The organism is Pseudomonas sp. TUM25319 (assembly GCF_056388475.1).
This window is the reverse complement of record NZ_CM150751.1, coordinates 1931940-1948545: the sequence shown is the minus strand read 5'-3', so window position 1 is coordinate 1948545 and position 16606 is coordinate 1931940. Positions and strand designations below refer to the sequence as shown.

Annotated in this window: 25 protein-coding genes; all 25 read right to left on the bottom strand. The window is 61.8% G+C overall.

Annotation, left to right across the window (positions count from 1 at the left end; all coding sequences use genetic code 11):
• Nucleotides 1–44: 44 nt before the first annotated feature.
• Entirely contained in the window at nucleotides 45–611 is a 567-nt protein-coding gene (locus AC05QJ_RS09185) for a tail assembly protein (RefSeq protein ID WP_476747899.1), read from the bottom strand.
• 85 nt (nucleotides 612–696) lie between these two features.
• Nucleotides 697–1044: a hypothetical protein gene (locus AC05QJ_RS09180; RefSeq protein ID WP_476746554.1), complete on the bottom strand. Its 348-nt coding sequence runs from the start codon at nucleotides 1042–1044 to the stop codon at nucleotides 697–699.
• Between the two features lie 28 nt (nucleotides 1045–1072).
• Nucleotides 1073–1828 (bottom strand): C40 family peptidase, encoded by a 756-nt coding sequence (locus tag AC05QJ_RS09175; protein WP_476746553.1) that lies wholly within the window; start codon nucleotides 1826–1828, stop codon nucleotides 1073–1075.
• A gap of 2 nt (nucleotides 1829–1830) precedes the next feature.
• Entirely contained in the window at nucleotides 1831–2580 is a 750-nt protein-coding gene (locus AC05QJ_RS09170; RefSeq protein ID WP_476746552.1) for a phage minor tail protein L, read from the bottom strand.
• Nucleotides 2577–2915, bottom strand: coding sequence for a phage tail protein (locus tag AC05QJ_RS09165; protein ID WP_476746551.1), 339 nt, complete (start codon nucleotides 2913–2915; stop codon nucleotides 2577–2579). Before AC05QJ_RS09165 ends, AC05QJ_RS09170 begins: the two co-directional genes overlap by 4 nt.
• Nucleotides 2915–6151: a phage tail tape measure protein gene (locus tag AC05QJ_RS09160; protein WP_476746550.1), complete on the bottom strand. Its 3237-nt coding sequence runs from the start codon at nucleotides 6149–6151 to the stop codon at nucleotides 2915–2917. The genes AC05QJ_RS09165 and AC05QJ_RS09160 overlap by 1 nt, the downstream gene beginning before the upstream one ends.
• Nucleotides 6152–6190: 39 nt before the next feature.
• On the bottom strand, nucleotides 6191–6415 hold the full coding sequence (locus AC05QJ_RS09155; RefSeq protein WP_476746549.1) for a hypothetical protein: 225 nt from the start codon (nucleotides 6413–6415) through the stop codon (nucleotides 6191–6193).
• A complete protein-coding gene (locus AC05QJ_RS09150) occupies nucleotides 6412–6756 on the bottom strand; it encodes a hypothetical protein (protein ID WP_476746548.1) in 345 nt (114 codons plus the stop codon). Before AC05QJ_RS09150 ends, AC05QJ_RS09155 begins: the two co-directional genes overlap by 4 nt.
• An 18-nt stretch (nucleotides 6757–6774) precedes the next feature.
• Complete coding sequence (locus AC05QJ_RS09145; RefSeq protein WP_476746547.1) at nucleotides 6775–7275, bottom strand: hypothetical protein; 501 nt, start codon at nucleotides 7273–7275, stop codon at nucleotides 6775–6777.
• Between the two features lie 55 nt (nucleotides 7276–7330).
• The gene (locus AC05QJ_RS09140) at nucleotides 7331–7717 is read right to left on the bottom strand and encodes a DUF3168 domain-containing protein (RefSeq protein WP_476746546.1); all 387 of its coding nucleotides are present in this window, start codon (nucleotides 7715–7717) and stop codon (nucleotides 7331–7333) included.
• Nucleotides 7710–8210, bottom strand: a complete 501-nt coding sequence (locus AC05QJ_RS09135; RefSeq protein WP_476746545.1) for an HK97 gp10 family phage protein — start codon at nucleotides 8208–8210, stop codon at nucleotides 7710–7712. Before AC05QJ_RS09135 ends, AC05QJ_RS09140 begins: the two co-directional genes overlap by 8 nt.
• A 3-nt stretch (nucleotides 8211–8213) precedes the next feature.
• The gene (locus AC05QJ_RS09130; protein WP_476746544.1) at nucleotides 8214–8396 is read right to left on the bottom strand and encodes a hypothetical protein; all 183 of its coding nucleotides are present in this window, start codon (nucleotides 8394–8396) and stop codon (nucleotides 8214–8216) included.
• Between the two features lie 8 nt (nucleotides 8397–8404).
• Nucleotides 8405–8731, bottom strand: a complete 327-nt coding sequence (locus tag AC05QJ_RS09125) for a phage head closure protein (protein WP_476746543.1) — start codon at nucleotides 8729–8731, stop codon at nucleotides 8405–8407.
• Complete coding sequence (locus tag AC05QJ_RS09120; protein ID WP_476746542.1) at nucleotides 8731–9030, bottom strand: head-tail connector protein; 300 nt, start codon at nucleotides 9028–9030, stop codon at nucleotides 8731–8733. The genes AC05QJ_RS09125 and AC05QJ_RS09120 overlap by 1 nt, the downstream gene beginning before the upstream one ends.
• On the bottom strand, nucleotides 9031–9282 hold the full coding sequence (locus AC05QJ_RS09115; RefSeq protein WP_476746541.1) for a DUF7302 family protein: 252 nt from the start codon (nucleotides 9280–9282) through the stop codon (nucleotides 9031–9033). It lies immediately after the preceding gene.
• A gap of 54 nt (nucleotides 9283–9336) precedes the next feature.
• Nucleotides 9337–10533, bottom strand: coding sequence for a phage major capsid protein (locus AC05QJ_RS09110; RefSeq protein ID WP_476746540.1), 1197 nt, complete (start codon nucleotides 10531–10533; stop codon nucleotides 9337–9339).
• On the bottom strand, nucleotides 10530–11171 hold the full coding sequence (locus AC05QJ_RS09105; RefSeq protein ID WP_476746539.1) for an HK97 family phage prohead protease: 642 nt from the start codon (nucleotides 11169–11171) through the stop codon (nucleotides 10530–10532). The genes AC05QJ_RS09110 and AC05QJ_RS09105 overlap by 4 nt, the downstream gene beginning before the upstream one ends.
• The gene (locus AC05QJ_RS09100; RefSeq protein WP_476746538.1) at nucleotides 11158–12372 is read right to left on the bottom strand and encodes a phage portal protein; all 1215 of its coding nucleotides are present in this window, start codon (nucleotides 12370–12372) and stop codon (nucleotides 11158–11160) included. Before AC05QJ_RS09100 ends, AC05QJ_RS09105 begins: the two co-directional genes overlap by 14 nt.
• A gap of 2 nt (nucleotides 12373–12374) precedes the next feature.
• On the bottom strand, nucleotides 12375–14063 hold the full coding sequence (locus AC05QJ_RS09095; RefSeq protein WP_476746537.1) for a terminase large subunit: 1689 nt from the start codon (nucleotides 14061–14063) through the stop codon (nucleotides 12375–12377).
• Nucleotides 14060–14605 (bottom strand): terminase small subunit, encoded by a 546-nt coding sequence (locus tag AC05QJ_RS09090; protein ID WP_476746536.1) that lies wholly within the window; start codon nucleotides 14603–14605, stop codon nucleotides 14060–14062. Before AC05QJ_RS09090 ends, AC05QJ_RS09095 begins: the two co-directional genes overlap by 4 nt.
• A 157-nt stretch (nucleotides 14606–14762) precedes the next feature.
• Complete coding sequence (locus AC05QJ_RS09085; RefSeq protein WP_476746535.1) at nucleotides 14763–15101, bottom strand: HNH endonuclease; 339 nt, start codon at nucleotides 15099–15101, stop codon at nucleotides 14763–14765.
• Complete coding sequence (locus AC05QJ_RS09080; RefSeq protein WP_476746534.1) at nucleotides 15101–15298, bottom strand: hypothetical protein; 198 nt, start codon at nucleotides 15296–15298, stop codon at nucleotides 15101–15103. The genes AC05QJ_RS09085 and AC05QJ_RS09080 overlap by 1 nt, the downstream gene beginning before the upstream one ends.
• Nucleotides 15295–15492: a hypothetical protein gene (locus AC05QJ_RS09075; RefSeq protein WP_476746533.1), complete on the bottom strand. Its 198-nt coding sequence runs from the start codon at nucleotides 15490–15492 to the stop codon at nucleotides 15295–15297. Before AC05QJ_RS09075 ends, AC05QJ_RS09080 begins: the two co-directional genes overlap by 4 nt.
• Nucleotides 15493–15494: 2 nt before the next feature.
• Nucleotides 15495–15818, bottom strand: a complete 324-nt coding sequence (locus AC05QJ_RS09070) for a phage holin, lambda family (RefSeq protein WP_476746532.1) — start codon at nucleotides 15816–15818, stop codon at nucleotides 15495–15497.
• A 72-nt stretch (nucleotides 15819–15890) separates the two neighbouring features.
• On the bottom strand, nucleotides 15891–16502 hold the full coding sequence (locus AC05QJ_RS09065) for a hypothetical protein (RefSeq protein ID WP_476746531.1): 612 nt from the start codon (nucleotides 16500–16502) through the stop codon (nucleotides 15891–15893).
• Nucleotides 16503–16606: the final 104 nt, after the last annotated feature.

Below are 16606 nucleotides of genomic sequence, written 5' to 3'. Positions count from 1 at the left end.
CAATAAAAAACCGCCCGGAGGCGGCTGGCTTTGTGGCGTTTGGATCAGGTCTTGTCTTCGGCGTAGATCGAGGCTGAGATGATCGCCCCACCCCACCGGCGCTTGCCGATGCAGATCGGGACAGGATTGCCGCTGGCGGTGGTGTTCTTCGCGCTGCCGAAGGCATAGCTGGGTAGGTTCTCCGGAGCTGCGCTCTGAGACAGACCCTTGGCCTGGGGGCTGAGCATCTGAATGACGCCGCCCGCCATCAGCGAGGCGCCGAGCGACTGCCCCCAACCCTGCATACCTGGCACGAAGAACGATGCAACAAAGATGACTGCCCCGATTATGGTTTGCAGCAGTCCGCCCCGTTTGCTACCGCTGATGACGGGGACAATCCGCAGCTCATGCGTGCCTCTGCGCCCCAGATCATCGGCGCCAACATTCTTCCGGTTGCGGAAGACCGCAAAGCGGATCCCGAGACTATCAAGGCGTTTGATCTCCTCTACAAAACCCGGGAGCGTGGCGCGCAAGGCCTTGAATGCCTCCCACCCTTCGCCGCTATCGAGCAGGCGGCGGTGTACTCGCCCGAACTTCTGAGCGAGCGAGCCAGAAAGCTTGATTGTCGTCATCGGAGCGTAATGCACTACAGTTGCAGCCACGTGGTCTCTCCAGGCATAAAAAACCGCCCGTAGGCGGCTTATGATTGATAGCGAGTCAAAGGCAAGATTTGACCGCACCCTCGATTGCAGAGCGGCCGACACCAGGCATCCATGGAACTCGTTGATAGAACACAACCGAACTCCCCGCTTTGGCCTTGGAGACCTCAAGCAACTCGTCAGTGAGATTCATTGCGGCAACCACAATCCGGTACCCATTTTGCGTTTCGGACATGGTCGCCTCTGATCGAGCGTCCTGCCATTGAGGGAAGACACAGAGCGCATATTCTCGAGGCGACTTCTTCGTCATGGCTTTCGTTGTTGGTGAATTGCTTTTCAGGTCGCTCGGAGAAACGCACCCCACCAACATCGCTAGCCCTAAGGCCGCAATCAAAATCCGCATCATTTCCCCTCCCTTGAAAACCGGGACTGTATCACCGAGCATCGCGATGACGCAGCACAAGGCGCGTTCGATCGAGCCAGGGCCCGCCGAACACGATTATTTCTGATGGCCTGCCGTACAGGTGGTGCAGCAGGAACGGACCCGGGCCGAACACCTCAGCGCGCTCGCCAGGCATCACCGGATCGGCGCCCAAGTAAATGCCGGCATGGTTCGGGTGAGAGGTACGCCCCACCGCCATGACGATCAGATCACCACGCTGCGGCCGGCTGACCTGCTGGAACCCGGCAGCCTCGTAGGCCTGCTCGTAGAGGCTCGGGCCCTCGGCTTGCTCCCACCACCCATCCTCCCGGGCGTAGGTCGGGAACTCCAGCCCCCACTCGCGTGCGTACCAGTCCGCACAGACCTGCCAGCAGTCCCACGCACCGTGGACAAATGGGCGCCCCAGTAAAGGCGTCTCGCCGGTCGGCGTGATCGTACGTAGATCTCCCTCAGGCCAGGACATGATGTGCCATGGCAGGCCAGTGGCCTCGCACATGGCCAGGTCCCGTGGCGACGGCCTGCTGGTCGCATCAGGGTGTGAGTGAACGATTCCGATCACCTGGCCCCGGTCTTCCGCCTCAGCGTACTGCTCGGGCGCAATCCGGAACTCCTCGGCCGGATCTCCGGCGGTGTTGTCGCAAGGGAAGTAGACCTGCTTGCGCCCGACTTCAAGCAGCAGCCCGCAGCACTCGCGCGGGTATTCGGCCTCGGCGTGCCTTTGCACGGCGGCAAGGATATGTTTCAGCATGATCAGCTCCTGGCAATCAGGGAGACGGCCGGGAAGCCACCGAATGGAACGGGGTTGCCGGTACCGTGCCGGACGATGCAGCCGCTGTCGAGGCAGCCGTTGCACTGGTCCTTCGCGGGATCGTCGGTCGGGTTGCCGTCGAGGTCGTAGTAGGGGCCGGTGTAGCCACAATCGGCGCCGCGGTAGCCGTTGGTCATTGCCCAGTGGCACAGCTGTGTCATCTGCCGTCCGATCGTCTCACCGCCAACATCTCCCGGACTGGCCAGCTCCCACGACACCGATGTACCGTTCTCCGATACTTTCTGGTCGATAAACCAGATCTCGATGCTTTCCTCGCTTGGCGCCGCATCAGGGTTGCCGTCAGGGAAGTTCTCCGCGTCCAGGTACTCCGCCAGCGTGTGGCGAATAGTCAGCTGGAACTCCAGCAGGTCGTCGAACGCCAGACACAGGGCGGTGATCCGCCCCGTGACATTGCCGACAGAAACCCGGGGGCGGACGGCGGTTCCGTCCGAGTTGGCTTCGATACCCTCGATCTGGATTGGCCAGGCGCCGTACTCCTCACCCTGCCACCAGATAGACTTGGCGGGCAACTGGTCCGCATCAGCGCCGGCGGCGCGAAGCTCGTCGGAGGTATGTGGGATTGAATGCCCATGAAAGCGCAAGATGTCCGCACCGAAGTCGCTGCCGTCCAGCTCGAAGAGCATGATCTCAGCCCCCGGCTCGAGTTTTTGAATCTGCGCGACAAAGCTCATGGGTGATACGCCCTTTCAAAAGTAAGCGAGAGCACCAGCACTCCGCCTGGCTTGTGCTGCCGGCGAAGAGCCGAGCAACGGTACATGCCGAGGTCATCGCCCGGCGGGGTCCAGAGAAAGGACCGGTGGCCACCGTGGCGACGCACGAAGCTCAGAACCGGTGCCATCTCCTCCTCCGTCCCGCCAAACGTGAGCGACCACGGCTCCTCCTCGGTGTTGAGCCCGTCGCCAGACACCTGGGCGTAGCCGTCGCCGAACTGGGCCTTCCGGACGCGAAACGTGCCATCCGATGTCGCCTCGTCATCCGGCACCCAGGCAAATGTTTCAATTGCCATCAGCCCCTCCCGTTGGTCTGTCGATAGCTGGTACCACCAGGGCGCCAAGAATCAGCGATCGCTTTATCGGCGACCGAGCGCATTCCCTTCTCCATGTTCTGTTGCAGCGCGGCGGCGTCGAGCTCCATACCGTCTGAACTTCGGTCCTCAACGGTGATTGCCACTGGTGCGCTGATCTGCACGGTTGTGGCTCCGCCCGCTCCGCCCACCATTCGCACGCCGAGCGATCCGTCGGAGCCACGGGCCAGCGGCATGATTGCCTCGGGCCCAGCCTCCCCCATAAGTCCGGATTGACCACCGGCCATGCCAAACGAAGTTGGGGTATTAACGACCGAGTTGGTGAACGCCCCACCTTTTGCGAACTTCTGGACCCCGCCAGACCAAGCCCCACCTTTTGCTTGAACCGCGGCTGCGGAGGTTCCGGCGGACTCCGCCGTGGCACCGCCACCGAAGTACGCCCCCGCAGCCGAGATGCCCGCACCGACCAGCCCACTCAGTAGTGAGCTCGCCGCCTGCTGACTGGCAATCCTTGCCATGTCGGCGATAACGCTGGTAGCGAAGTCCTTGAAGCTGGCCTTGCCGGTGCGGGCGAACTCGGCGATGGAGTCGCGGGCCGTATTGAAGCCGGTTGTCAGCATGTCGTCGGTAGCGCCAGCCACATCGGCTGCATCCATTTGGATGTTCTGCCAGGCCCGGCGAGCGCCATTTCGGTAGTTGCCCTGGGCCTGCAAGCGAGCCTCGAAGCCATCGACCTCCATCTGCATCTCGCGAGCTTGGTATTCAGACAGATCAGCGAGACGCTGCGCGTAGGCCTGCTGGCTGAGCCGCCGGGAAGCATCCTCTTGCTGCTCCTCCAGCGCCCGCCGGGCCTCGGCGTACTTCTCCCGCACTGCATTGAGCCGATCAGCCTGCTCGCGCTCGTTGTCGCCCATGCCGACGCCGGCCACATCGGCATTGATGGCGTCTTGCCGGGCCTGCAGCACGACCTCCATGGACTTGCGGTAGGCCTCTGCACTGTTGCGCCGGACCTCCGCCAGCTTCTGTTCCTCCTGGATACGCTTCTGGATCTCGCCCTCGCCGTAGGCCTGGTTCAGATTTTTGATGCCAAGCTCCATCTCAGCTGCAGTGAGCTTGCCGGCGGCGTGCGCCTTGCGCAGCCCAGTGACGCCTTCGGCCAGATCCTCCAGCCGTTTCTTCTCCGGCAGCGCTCGATCGATCAGCGCGTCGAGTGCTTTGAGTTCATCCTTTATCGACTTGGTTCTGGCATTTCCGGATTCGGTCGCGCTCTTGTTGGCCTTCTTCTGCGCCTCAATCGCGTTGGCCGACGACAGGATCGCAATCCGATCAACATCGGTGAGGTCGGCATTTTCCGCGATGTAGCGGTTGGCCGCCTTGACCGCGTCGCCGTTGTCCTGCAGGCCGCCGAGCTGCTTGTTCAGCGTATCCAGATAAGTCTGGCCGGCGCTGCTCATCGCCTTCTTCGCGGCGTTGTTGGCGTTGGTCGAAGCGGTGTTCTCGTCGGTAACCCCACTGAGAACCTTGAGCGTGTCGGCGATCAGCCTGGATCGCTGGTCGGCATCACTGACCGCGCCGGCCTGAGTGATCCACTGCTGAATCGTGGCCTGTGGCAGTTTCAGCCGGTCGCCCACCTCCTGGAGGATCGGAGACAGGTCGCCGCCGGACTTTCGCGCTTCGTTCAGCTTGTCGACCACCTGCTGGTAGTCGCTCAGTTGCTGACCATAGCGCCCGCCGGAATCCCGCGCGGGGGCGGTGACGGTTGCCGAGCGGATCGCCTGAGAAAGCTCGCCATAGGCGTCCTTTACCGCGTCGGTCGCACTGACCTGTTCCTGCTGCCATTTCACCAGCGAGGCTTGGCGTTGGTCCCGGTTGAGCTTTACGAACTCTTCGCGCAACTGAGCAACCGGCTTCTGCAGGTCCTCGATGCTGACGCTGGCCTTGTCGGCGTTGCTGCCCAGCAGCAGGAAGCTGGCCGCGGCGGTACCCGCGAGAATGGCCAGGCCCGTCGGGCCGCCCAGCGCCGCGAGCAGACCGCCTGTGGTCGCGCGGGTCAGGTTCGCTTGCGCGATCGCCAGGGCATCAGTCGACGCCTTGAGCGCGGCCTGCCTAGGGATCAACTGAGCCTGAACCACAGACAGCCGCTGCATGCCGGTGGCGGCAGCAACAGACGCTTGGGCCTGCTGGACCTGGGCTTGGGCATAGATGCGCTGGGCATCAGCAGCACGAAGCGCGGCCTGCGCCGCCTGAATGTCAGCGGCGCGCTGGGCCAAGGAGGCTTTGAGCGCCAGCCCGGCCTTGGCCACGTAGGTGGTGATGGCAGCAGCACCCGCGCCGCCCATGACCGCCGCTACCAGGTTGATGTTGTCAGCAACCGCGATCAGCGCTCCCGAAAGTGCACCAACGGCGCCGGTACCCTCCTCCAGCCGGCCAAGGTAGGCGCCGATGGCATTGCCGATGTTCACCATCGCGTCCTGCACGCTGGTGGACATATCCGCCGCAGCCTTGCGGTTGGCTTCCACAGTTCCGAGCAGGCCGGTGTTGAGGGTGTCGAGGGACAGCTTGCCTTCCACGCCCAGCCTGCGAATCTCTTCCGCGCTTTTCCCGGTCGCGCTTGCGATCGCATTGACGACCGTCGGCATTGCCTCTTGGATGGATACCCAGCCGTCCGCCTCGATCTTGCCGGTCTGGAGCGCCTTCGAATAGGCATCAAGCGCCGAGCCGGCCTTGTCAGCCGCCGCAGCATTGGTGACCAGCAGGAAGCTGAACGAGTCAGTGATGTCGAGCGTCTGCTGAGTGTTGAAGCCCAGGCTGCGCATCACATCAGCGGTGCGGATGTACAGCTCCTGCGCTTCAGCCAATGGCCGGTAGGTTTCCTGTGCCGTACGCAGCAGGTGATCCTGGACAAGCTGATACTCGCCAGCGCTGCCGGCGGCGGCCTTCATTCGGTCGGCCATCTGCCCATAGGCGTCAACCTGGCGAATGATCCCGCCAACCAGCCCGGCGCCCGCGACCGCAGCGAAGGCGCCACGGATCAGCGCACCAGCCTGCTGAGCGGCACCACCCACGCTGTCGAAGGCGGAGTCCACATTTGCCAGATTGCGGTCGATCGCCTGAGTGGTGCGGGCGACAACGCGATCAGCGTCCGTGAGCTCACGCCGCAGTTGCGCCGTGGTGGCCTCGATCTGGACCAGCATGCCCTGTATTTGTTGGTCCGCCATCTCGGTATCCGGTGAGGGCCGCACCAGGCGGCAAGTGTGTTATTGCGACCGCCCGCGCAGGAACGACTTCAGTCGATCGGCGACGCTGGCTTTCTTCTGAGCGGTCGGAGGCTGCTGAGCCTGGCCGCGCCCCATCCAGTCGAGGCGCGCATCAAGGGCAAGCATGATCTGAGGGATTGGGGTCTTCCACGCAGTGTCCGGCGGCCAGCCGAGCCAGCCGGTAGCCACGCCGAACAGGTAGTCGACGTAGCTGCCGTTTCTCACTGCGCTGTGCTGGCCGCCTCGGGCTTTCCCCGTTCGGCCACGCTTGGGGGCACCGGATTCAGCAGGAACGTGATGTACTCGGTCAGCTGGGCTGCCACCTTGGCGACACCGGTCTGGAATATCTCGGAGGCCACCACCGCGTGCTGTGTGGCGTTGAGCCCGGCACCGGCCAGCACGACCTCGGCACTGGCGCCGATGCTCAGCATCCGCATCGACTCCAGGGCGCCACGCAGCCCGCCGAAGTGGCTTTCGATGCGCAACGCCGCTTCGAGGGTTGGCTGCAGGGTGTAGGTTCGGGCGCCGATAACCAGGGTGACCGTGCCGTGCAATGCTTCACTCATGAGCCTGGTTCCGGTGGGTTACGGGGTGACGGGCGCCGGCAGCAGCTCGAGGATGTCCGAGTTGATACCGATGGTGATGTTGCGGCGGATCACGTTGTCCGCCGCCCCCGGGGCTACGGTGTTGTTCATCACCTTGCCGCGCATGTAGAAGGTGGTCGGATTGATCACCGGCGTGGCATCAGGGTCGCCGTCATTGAGGGTCATCTTGATGTTGTAGTCACCCTTGCTGCGGTCCTTGTGCGCAGTCTTCACCGCGTTCTGGCCAGCGTCGCCGTTGTCTAGGCCGACAGTCAGCGTAAGGTCGCCAGCATCGGCGGTACCCTTGTACTTGCGTACTCGGCCATCGCTCAGAGCGGTGAAGGTCACGCTGCTGAAGGTATCGCCGAATTCGCCCAGGTCTTCGATCTCGCCGACACCAATGTAGGTGTCAGCCTCGTACTCGGTCTGGGTGTCTGCACCGGTTTTGCCGCCGATGAAGAGGCGGCAGCCGGCGGCTGTGTTGAGGTTGTCTTCGGCCATGAGGGGTCCTCCAAAGGCACATTGGATCAAAGCCGCGGCGCGGCCGATGGGTGAATCAGTGGGTGGTGATCACGCGAACCGTGACCGAACCTTGATAGGTAACGCCGTCTGCATCGCGCTGGGCGCCGGCCTGGTCGACGCGAACCGAGACTGCTCGGCCAACGGCCAGCGGCAGCGGTCGCTCGTCCAGGGCGGCGATGATCTCGCCGTTGAGGCGCTTGACCTCTGCCTGGCCCACGGCATCGGACCAAACAGACAGGTACAGGAGGCGAGTTTCGCGCTTGCGGCCCGAGATCGGACTGCTGTTGACTGAGACCTCGCGATCAATCGACACATAGGGCATCTGAGTATTGATGTCCGCCCCGTCGTAGATTGGGCAACTGACCTCGGCCTGAAGCCTGGCAAAGATGGCCTCCTGCAGAGCCAACGAAGGATCAGCCATTGCCTACCCCCTGGCTCGCTTTGCGCAGCGTGCGGCGCACTGCTGTCTCGATATCAGCCATCACATACTCGCGGTTGACATCGATGGAGGGCCGAAGCCATGGATGCGCCGGCCTAGCCGGAATGTCCGGGTACTTGCCGAAGAAGTGCTCGCCGTCGCTCTTGTTGGCGGTTCGACGGTTGCGATTCCCGGCACGCTTGCCGCCGATGTAGCCCTTGGTGCCGTACTCGATGAAGCGCAGGTAGAAGAACTTGCGGTTGTCGCGCTTGCCGCGAATGCCGATCTGCGCATCCAGGCCGCTGGGCGCGACGTAGATTTTCAGCGCTGCAGCGGCAGCGCCCGTATCCTTGGGCATCAGCTGTTGCTGGGTGTACAGCACCCGCTCAGCGGCCTGGCGCATAGCCGGGGCCAGTTCGTTGTCCATCGTCTTGTGGATGTTGCGCAGTGTTCGCCGAAGGCGGATATCGCCACGCATCTTCGAGCGGCGGGCCATGGCCTACTCCTTGGTCTGTTCGGCCTTGCCTGACTTCGCAGCAGGCGCAACTGCAGCTTCGGTCACCTCCTCGGCATAGCCGCGCTGGATCAGTGCGTCACCGTATTCCTTGGCGACGACGAACTCCTCGCCCGTCTCACGTTCGCCTGAGGCGCCAGTCAGCGGGCCAAGTGCGCGAATTTTCATAGTTCACCTCATGGATTGGGGACGCTGGAGCACAGCAGCCGCAGCATGTCCCGTTCGTTGTTGAGCAGCGGCGCCTCGATCTTGTACGTCACACCCGTAAGCAACTCTGTGAATCGCCAGCCGGCGACCACATCAGAACGAGGCCTGATACGAATCTCAGCGCTGATAACCGCCTCGATCTGCTCCGCGACTGGTGACACTCTGCCCGTGGGCATGGTGATCTCGGCCCATACCTTGCCGACATCCGCCCACACCTGGTCGAAGCCACCCGTTTTGTTTTGCACGCGCTCCGGTTTGCTCAGCAGACCGCGGTGCCGCATGGGTCCTGCTCTCATCAGAATCGCTTCCTGTACCAGAGCAGCCTTTCGACGGCGAGCGGCATTGCCGTGGCGATGGTGCCCACGGCAACGGCCTCGCGGTTGGCGTACCAGTGGCCGACCAACAGCAGGACTGCCTGCTCGACATCGCCGGTCAGCCCCATTTCCTCTGGTTCGACCGGGTCGGCATCCACCAGTTTGCGGTCACAATGTTGCTCGACATGGGCCTTGGCCGCAGCAACGTAGCCGCCGATCAAGGCGTCTTCCTCGTCGCCGTCGACCCGCAGGTGCATCTTCACGGTGGCCAAGTCGAGCATTTACTTGGCCTCGGCCGCAGCTTTCTCGGCAGCAGCCTTGTCATCCTTGGGCGCCGCAGGCTTGGATTCCTTCGGCTTGGCCACCCGGGGCTTACCGCTGGTATCGACCTCGACAGCCAGGCCCTTGCCGATCAGTGTGTGAGCGTACTCATCATCGGCCTCGTCGAAACTTTCACCGGCTTTGACCTTGTTCGAACCGGCACCCAGCAGGGCACCGTTACCGACGAAGCCCCACAGAATCTTGATTTTCATGCTGCCTCCAGAAGCGGCGAGGCCGGCGACATGCCGGCCTCTTAAAAGGTTGCGTTAGGCGGCAGCGGGGAAGCGGCCTTTAACCAGCGCCTCCTTGCGGCGCACCCCAAGCCCCAGGCGCTCCTCGACCAGCAGGGCGCGCTCGTTCTTGATGAATTGGTCGTTGATGAGTCCCATCTTGAACAGGAAGGACATGCGGTCAAACAGCGTGGTGGAACGCGCGAAGTTCGCGGTGAGGAATTCACCGCCAGTGTCTTCATCTCCCTCATCCATGCTGTCAGAGGTGATCACCGGGCGACCCCACAAGATCGGGGTAACCAGACCCTGCAGGTTGGCGAACAGGTACCGGTTCTCGCCATCCTTCTGCAGCTCGATGTTCATCCAGTCCAGTTCGGTCATGACCACGCCGTCGGCGGACATTTTCGACTGTTTACGCACCTGGTAGATGGAGCGCCGAACCAAGTCAATGGCCGTATCACCGCCCTTGCTCAAAGCCGTGTTGTAGCTGGTGGCCTGGGTCATCAATCCGTTCAGGTTCTCGCCTGTACCGTCACCCTTGAGGATCTGCGCCTCCTCCTCCAACTTCAGGTCGTAGCGCAGCAGTTGTTGAAGGTAGGCGAAAAGCTGCGGCACATCGTCGAGGGCTTCGTCGGTCACCGGCATCCACACTGCGATCTTTTTCACGCGATCGGTTTCAGTGGTGAAGGTCACGTTGCTGGTCGGCTTGAGGCCGCCTTCGGCGACGGGGGCAGCGCCACGGGTGTGCACGTTCTCGCGGAAGTAGGTATAGCTCTGGCCGGAGACCGGTACCGCAGTCAGCAGGTCGCGGATGCGCAGCTCCTGGCGAATACCAGGCTGAATCACCGGGTCGTAGTTCGGCACGACAATACCGGCGCTGGTGACCTTCATTTCCTTCATGCTGGCCATGTCGGACTTGGTTACTTCCAGTTCGGCATTGCCCTTCTGGCCAAGGGACTTGTAGCTATCGTCCCCCTTGATCAGATCGATGAAGCTCTTACCCTCACCGGGCTGACCACGCAGCCTGACGCCCTTCTGCTCCAGATCCTGCACCTGGTCGATGACCTTCTGGAGCTCGCCCTTCTGGTCTTCGATTTGCTTTTTCAGGTCACCGGTAACCTGGTTGCCCTTCTGGACTTCGTCCATGGCTGCATCGTACTTCTTCTGCAGCCCGTCGAAGCCGGTCTTCAGCTGCAGCTCCAGGGAATCCTTCAGTTCTTTCACTTCGCTCATGGCGACACTCCGAAATATTGGGTGAACAAGTTGGGAATTTCTTTCAGCTCATCCACGATCGCCGTGGCCTCGCTCCCGCCATCACGGCGTAGCGCGGTGTAGCCGAGCGAAGCGACTGCCGCCGCTTCCTTCTGCGAGAGACCCATGCGTTCGCGCAGGGCCTTCTCGAAAAGCCTGATGTCCGACTTGACGCTGAGGACTTGCGCCTCAGGGTTCATGCCGAACGGTACGAAGGACGCCTCCCAGAGTTCGGCTTCCTTGATGAGGCGCACGCGCCGGCCGGCGCGGTCCTCGAAATCTGCCTTGATGGTGTTGAAGCCAATCGACATGCTGTCGAGGACTTCGGCCTTCATCAGCTCGTAGGCATCCCGTGCATAGCTGACGTTGAGATTGACCTGGCCCTTCAACAGCAGGCCGTGGTCGTCCTGCTTGTAATCGGCGGCGCCGACCAGGCGCGTCAGGTCGTGGTAAAGCGCCAGCTTCAGCTTGCCGCCGCGAGTTGCCTTCACTCGGGTAAAGGCCCCAGGCAAGATCACGTCATCACCCAGGTCCACGTTGTTGAACACCGCGGCGTAACCCTCGAAGTTGCCGGCTTCGTCAACGGACTTGAGCTCAAAAGGAACTTCAAGATTCGCCATTCTTTTCCATCTCCCACCGGGTGACCCGGTTGTATTCGTCGCCCTCCAGGGGAGGTAGATTCTCTTTCTCGCGAACTTCGTTGATGGTCATCCAGCCCGAACCGCCCGAGCCACCAAGGGCTCCGCCGTAGTAGGTCGAACGCCCTGCACTATCTGCCCGTAGCAGCCCTTCAACCACAAACTCCACGAAACGGGATTCGGGCCGGTAGACCTTGTCGTTGAACTCGTCCTCAACAGCATCGATGTAGGGTTTCAGGCCGAAGGTGATGAACCCTGTGAGCTGCTGCTCCAGGTTCGAGCCCATGATCGAGGTCTTCCCAGCGCGGTTGGCCAGCCACAGCGGAACACCGTAGATGCCCGCCAGCGCTTCCTCTTGAAACTGCTGGGACTCGATGAACTGCGCATCCTTCTGGCTGATGCCGGCCGGGACGATCTTGGGGTTACCCTGAAGGATCGCCATCTTGCCGATGTCATCAGCATCGGCTTTGCGCACATCTGGGAATTTCTTGAGGATCTGGGCCTGCTGGGTCTCGGTCAGGAACTGCTCGTAGATGACGTATCCGCCGGTGAACCCGCCCTTGCGCATGAACCGCGCCGACCATTGCTGCCCAGCCTTGGCCAGGCCCATGGTCTCAGCCTGGTACTCGATGGGTGAAAGACCGACGACTCCATCCAGGCTGAAAAGCTTGAAATGCAGCATGTGCTCCGGCGAGACCGGGAAAGGATCTCCTTCGCTCGGCGTCACCATGTAGATGAGGCCGTCGTCCGTATCGATCTTTACGGTCCTGCAATCCAGAGGAACGAAGCCAATCGGCTCGCCGTGAATGTTTCGTTCGATGAGAGCGAAAGCGTTACCGCGCAGCGCCATGTTCACGACCACGAACTTGAGGAAGTTCAGCATGGTCATGTAGGGGTTGGGTTTGCGCAGAAGCTTGAGATCGCGGTCGTTTCGATCAGCCTGCTTGCGACCCTTGTCGGTGTCCTCGTATAGCTTCAGCGGCAAGCCGCTCAGCGACTCCGAAAGAATCTTCACGCACGACCACACCATGCTGATCGAGAGCGCAGCCTTGGTGCTTACCCGGATTCCGGACTTGGTGCGCTTGCCGCCAACCTCCAGATCAACTTCGACGTAGTCACCCGTGGCCGGGTCGGTGTAGCCGAAGAAGGCCCAGGTCTTGGGGTTGTACCACTTGAATGCCATGGTCAGCCTATGAGGTCGAAGAACCCGTTATCGAGGTAGTCGGACATGCCGCCCTTTGCCTCTGGGTTCAGGGCGAGGAGCGTCACGGCGTTGAACAGCGCCATCAACGGGTCAATCTTTGCCGAGCCGCTGGCCTGTTTTGTAATGAGGATTGCGTTGCCTCTCGGCTCGACCCGAGCGTTGCCGCAGCACCAGGCCATCATGGGCTGGCCGCCGTGCCACATCCCACCCTCAGCAAGCTTCCGTTCCGCCGTCTTGATTGCGCCGCCCAGGGTGTAGCCCTGCTTGACGCCGCCGATTTTCTCGCGGGGTATGCCTCGCGCTTCCAAGGCATCGAGGATTGCACCAATACCGACCGGGTCCAGGCCAACCTGATCAAGCAACCCAGCCGTCTCGACCTGGGCAACCAGACCGGCGATCTGCTCCACGTCATCGCCGATGCGCTCAACAAGGGTCAGGTGGCCGTCGTTCGCGAAGTCGCGGATACGGGGGGCCTCGGCCTTGCGCCGCTCCAACACCGAGGGATGGGCCCAGGCGTGAGTCCAGACCAACCAGCGACGACTCTCTCGCTCACGACCCACGGCGGCAAAGCCGAGCAGGTCATCAAGGCCACCACCGTCGATCCCGATATCGATCACTTCACAGCGATCGATCAAATCTTCCAGGGTTCGGCAACTCTTCGAGACCTGGCGCTCCCAGTAGTCCGCCCCAGCCCAGCGATCCGACATCAGCGCAAGACCGATCTCGACGTTAAGGTGCTTGGCAAGGAAGCCGCGGAATGACTCCTCGCCATCCATCTGGGCCTGGGCATAACCTCGCTCGATGAACGGCTCGTCCACCGACAGCCCTAGATTTGGGTTGGTGATGTAGGCATTGGAGAAATCCCGGTGAGCGCCTGCGTCGAGCATCGCCTTCGGGAATTCGTACAGCACCGGCAGGAACGATTTGTCGACGATCTCACCATCGCGCACCTTCCGGGCGTACAGCAGCTTCTGCCGGAACACGCCGGCAGGCGGCGCATCGGACTGGGTGGTGGCCCAGATGATGAAACCTTCGGGCCGGGATGTCAGGCCGCCGGTGGCTTCGCGCAGCATCGCCTCGGCGTTGGCGCGCTTGCCAAACACCCACAGCTCATCGACAAACACGCCGATGGCCTTCTTTCCGGACACAGTCTCGCTGTCCGCAGCCACCACCTTGAGGGTGGCATTGCTTTGCCGGTGGGTGACCGTGCGCAGGTGATCCTGCACCTTGAGTAAAGCGTCGAGCTCCTCATCAGCCCGCACCATGTCGCGGATCGGGATGTAGGAGTTGTCGGCGATCTCCTTGGTCGGCGCCAGGATGATGAACTCACCCGAGGGGCGCCAGTTGAGGATCAATGCCGTGAGCATGATGCCGGCGGCAATCGTGGACTTTCCGTTCTTCTTGCTGATCAGCAGCATGAACTCGCTGACCAACCGCCGCCCCTCGTCCGGGTCATAGGCGCCGAAGATGGCGGCGACGAACTGATTGACCCAGTCACGGACCGTCTCGCACATCAGCGGGCTGCCCGTGGCATCGACCATTCGCAGGGCGCCGAACACGTCGAGCGCTTCCTCGGCTTCAGCAGGGAACAGCGGCGAGAACGGGATCAGGCTCTGACGCGCAACGATGCGCTGGTCCCAATCGGGACATGCAGTTGTCCACTCGATCATTTGACTGCCCTAAGCGGACCGCGCCGCGCCCCGAACTTTCCAGTGGAGGCTTGATCAGCTTTGGCCTGCGCCTGGTCCTTCTTGCCACTCTCCCCCTTGCGAGGATGCACGAAGGGCATCAGGGCCTTGGCTGCATCGACACGCAGCTTCGGCTCTGAACCCAAATCGTTCATCACCGACAGCAGGAAGTCCTTCGGGTCGCGATGGAGGAGCGCCTGCGCAAGGTCGAAACCTGCTGGCTCCGGCTCGCCTTGCTCGTCATCTGTAGGAGCCGCTTCAGGCGCCTGTCCGCTCCTCGTGGGAGACTTCGCAGTAGGCCTGGCGTTAACACCCGCTTTAACATCGCCTTTAACATCTTGAGGCATCAGGCCCAGGGCTCGGAGCTTGAGCAATTCGGCAGCCACGTCCTTGTCCTTGACCAGGCGAGACCCCGCCGCAGACGCTGTCTTCTCGGAATAGCCAGCAGCCACAGCGGCGTCCCGATTGGACGCACCCTCCCTCAGCGCGGCGATAAATGCGCGCTTGCGGGATGTTAAAGCCATTTAACAAAAATCCTGTGGAGGAAAAAAATCTGTACGTGGGGTCGGAGGCGGTCTAGTCATCGGCCGGCGGCCAGATTTTAACCCCCCCTACCATAGAAGCACGCCAATGACGTGCATCAAAGGCGCCTCGGGCGGCCGCGCGCCATTCCGCTGACGGTCAGCCGACCAGTCCAGCAGCCTCCTCAGCCTGCTTGACCGAGTCGTGGCAGGTCTTGCAGAGCGACTGCCAGTTGCCCTGGTTCCAGAACAGATCCTTGTCGCCTCGGTGCGCGATGATGTGGTCGACCACGCTCGCGGCGGCAGTCTGCCCTTTGCGAGCGCAGTAAACGCACAGCGGGTTGTCGCGTAGGTACTGCTCGCGAGCTTTCTGCCAGCGGTAACCGTAGCCGCGCTGGGAGCTGGTCATGCCGCTGCGCCAGCTGCCTGGAGTCACGACCTTGACCCTGGATCCTGCTGACTCTTTAAGTCGAGAGCCGAGAGTCTTGAGCCTAGCCATCACTCAGCCCGCCGCATGCTGAGCTGGCGAGCGATCTCGTCAGCTCTCTCGCGCACCTCCAGCACCTGGCCGTCGAAGGTGTGGACGAAGGCACAGATGCCGTGCCACTGGGAGCTGCATCCAGCCTCTTGCACACGGGCGATGGCGCTCGGTGCCAGGTGGTGCTGGCGGCGGTTGATGTCGGTCAGGGTGATCATGGCTTGCTCTCGGTTGGTTGGTTCAGCGCTCGGCGACCGGCACGCGCAAGCACCTGGTCCTGGCACCGATGGATGGCGGCACAGAACTCGCCGCGATCCATCGGATGCTCCACCGACAATTCGAGGTATGCGTTCCAGACATCACCCAGCATCTGGGCAATCCTCGCTTCGGCATCAGTCAGCTCGACCAGCATGGTCAGCCCTGAGCCTTGCGAGACAGGAACAGGTCGGAGTAGCCGCGAAGCTTCTCCACACCCATGAAGCCGACTGCGCCGCCGGCGAACGTCGCCATGCCCTGGGGCAAACCCATCCACTCAAGGAGGGGCACCAAGGCCAGCGTGATCATTCCGCACAGAGCGCCTTCAAGCAGCATCTGCCGGGTGCTGCCGCCGCCATACACGACCCGCAGGGCCGCGATGGCAACGGACAGGCCAGCGGCGTAGAGCTGGGGCTGATGGGCAACCAGCCAGGCCAGCAGCGCTGCCCACAGGGTTGGGTCCTTTTCCGGCATGTTTGGCATCCAGGTTCCTCCCTTTGCGGGGAGCGGAAATAAAAAAGCCCAGTCTATGACTGGGCTTACGAATAATTACGATCAGAGGCCGGCAGTTTTGAGCTTTTTTACCTCTGCTCGTGTCGCCTTCCAGGCCCTTCGCAGGTCTGAAAAGTCGTCAACGAAACCCCATCGCTGACCGAATGGAGGCAGGTCGTATGCCGCGCGAAGTTTTTGGGCAAGCAAAAAAGCCTCATACCCAAAGTACCCAACCAGATCAGCCTCATGTGCGCGAACTTCTATAGGGTTATGGGAGGCATCATCCACGATACTGAGGTGTTGCCCAGCAATAGCTCTATCGGTCCAAATCCAAGCCAGATCGCTAGCATGCTCTGTGCTCAGGTGCCGCAAGGCATCATCTGGAATGTCGAGATCCGGATAGGTGCATCGAGGCCAGTGCTGGTAGTGCACATGGGGATTAAGCCCTGCCGTGAGCTCATCATATGTCCAGCGCTTGCCACGGGATTGCAAAGCGTACAAGTCGAGCCTGGCTACCAACCCAATGGCTGCGAACTTCGCATCGCTCCTGCGCTCACGAGCCTTGAAGGCGTAGTCCTTCACAACCCCGATAAGAGTTGCCACCACACCACTCGCCAAGACAATTTTTGCAATCTCGCTCCAACCCAGTAAAGCAGGCACCTGCGATGCATCCATTCAACGAGCCTCACAAAAAACCCGGCGACTTGGCCGGGTTCTGATTGTCGATCCTCTGCAACGCGCAGGAATGACAGGATGGACAAATAATCGGCCACGCGGCC

Bases quoted from the DNA above. Each gene is read 5' to 3' on its own strand.
- AC05QJ_RS09185 (WP_476747899.1), bottom strand. From the start codon at position 611: ATGACGACAATCAAGCTTTCTGGCTCGCTCGCTCAGAAGTTCGGGCGA.
- AC05QJ_RS09180 (WP_476746554.1), bottom strand. From the start codon at position 1,044: ATGATGCGGATTTTGATTGCGGCCTTAGGGCTAGCGATGTTGGTGGGG.
- AC05QJ_RS09175 (WP_476746553.1), bottom strand. From the start codon at position 1,828: ATGCTGAAACATATCCTTGCCGCCGTGCAAAGGCACGCCGAGGCCGAA.
- AC05QJ_RS09170 (WP_476746552.1), bottom strand. From the start codon at position 2,580: ATGAGCTTTGTCGCGCAGATTCAAAAACTCGAGCCGGGGGCTGAGATC.
- AC05QJ_RS09165 (WP_476746551.1), bottom strand. From the start codon at position 2,915: ATGGCAATTGAAACATTTGCCTGGGTGCCGGATGACGAGGCGACATCG.
- AC05QJ_RS09160 (WP_476746550.1), bottom strand. From the start codon at position 6,151: ATGGCGGACCAACAAATACAGGGCATGCTGGTCCAGATCGAGGCCACC.
- AC05QJ_RS09150 (WP_476746548.1), bottom strand. From the start codon at position 6,756: ATGAGTGAAGCATTGCACGGCACGGTCACCCTGGTTATCGGCGCCCGA.
- AC05QJ_RS09145 (WP_476746547.1), bottom strand. From the start codon at position 7,275: ATGGCCGAAGACAACCTCAACACAGCCGCCGGCTGCCGCCTCTTCATC.
- AC05QJ_RS09140 (WP_476746546.1), bottom strand. From the start codon at position 7,717: ATGGCTGATCCTTCGTTGGCTCTGCAGGAGGCCATCTTTGCCAGGCTT.
- AC05QJ_RS09135 (WP_476746545.1), bottom strand. From the start codon at position 8,210: ATGGCCCGCCGCTCGAAGATGCGTGGCGATATCCGCCTTCGGCGAACA.
- AC05QJ_RS09130 (WP_476746544.1), bottom strand. From the start codon at position 8,396: ATGAAAATTCGCGCACTTGGCCCGCTGACTGGCGCCTCAGGCGAACGT.
- AC05QJ_RS09125 (WP_476746543.1), bottom strand. From the start codon at position 8,731: ATGAGAGCAGGACCCATGCGGCACCGCGGTCTGCTGAGCAAACCGGAG.
- AC05QJ_RS09120 (WP_476746542.1), bottom strand. From the start codon at position 9,030: ATGCTCGACTTGGCCACCGTGAAGATGCACCTGCGGGTCGACGGCGAC.
- AC05QJ_RS09115 (WP_476746541.1), bottom strand. From the start codon at position 9,282: ATGAAAATCAAGATTCTGTGGGGCTTCGTCGGTAACGGTGCCCTGCTG.
- AC05QJ_RS09110 (WP_476746540.1), bottom strand. From the start codon at position 10,533: ATGAGCGAAGTGAAAGAACTGAAGGATTCCCTGGAGCTGCAGCTGAAG.
- AC05QJ_RS09105 (WP_476746539.1), bottom strand. From the start codon at position 11,171: ATGGCGAATCTTGAAGTTCCTTTTGAGCTCAAGTCCGTTGACGAAGCC.
- AC05QJ_RS09100 (WP_476746538.1), bottom strand. From the start codon at position 12,372: ATGGCATTCAAGTGGTACAACCCCAAGACCTGGGCCTTCTTCGGCTAC.
- AC05QJ_RS09095 (WP_476746537.1), bottom strand. From the start codon at position 14,063: ATGATCGAGTGGACAACTGCATGTCCCGATTGGGACCAGCGCATCGTT.
- AC05QJ_RS09090 (WP_476746536.1), bottom strand. From the start codon at position 14,605: ATGGCTTTAACATCCCGCAAGCGCGCATTTATCGCCGCGCTGAGGGAG.
- AC05QJ_RS09085 (WP_476746535.1), bottom strand. From the start codon at position 15,101: ATGGCTAGGCTCAAGACTCTCGGCTCTCGACTTAAAGAGTCAGCAGGA.
- AC05QJ_RS09080 (WP_476746534.1), bottom strand. From the start codon at position 15,298: ATGATCACCCTGACCGACATCAACCGCCGCCAGCACCACCTGGCACCG.
- AC05QJ_RS09075 (WP_476746533.1), bottom strand. From the start codon at position 15,492: ATGCTGGTCGAGCTGACTGATGCCGAAGCGAGGATTGCCCAGATGCTG.
- AC05QJ_RS09070 (WP_476746532.1), bottom strand. From the start codon at position 15,818: ATGCCAAACATGCCGGAAAAGGACCCAACCCTGTGGGCAGCGCTGCTG.
- AC05QJ_RS09065 (WP_476746531.1), bottom strand. From the start codon at position 16,502: ATGGATGCATCGCAGGTGCCTGCTTTACTGGGTTGGAGCGAGATTGCA.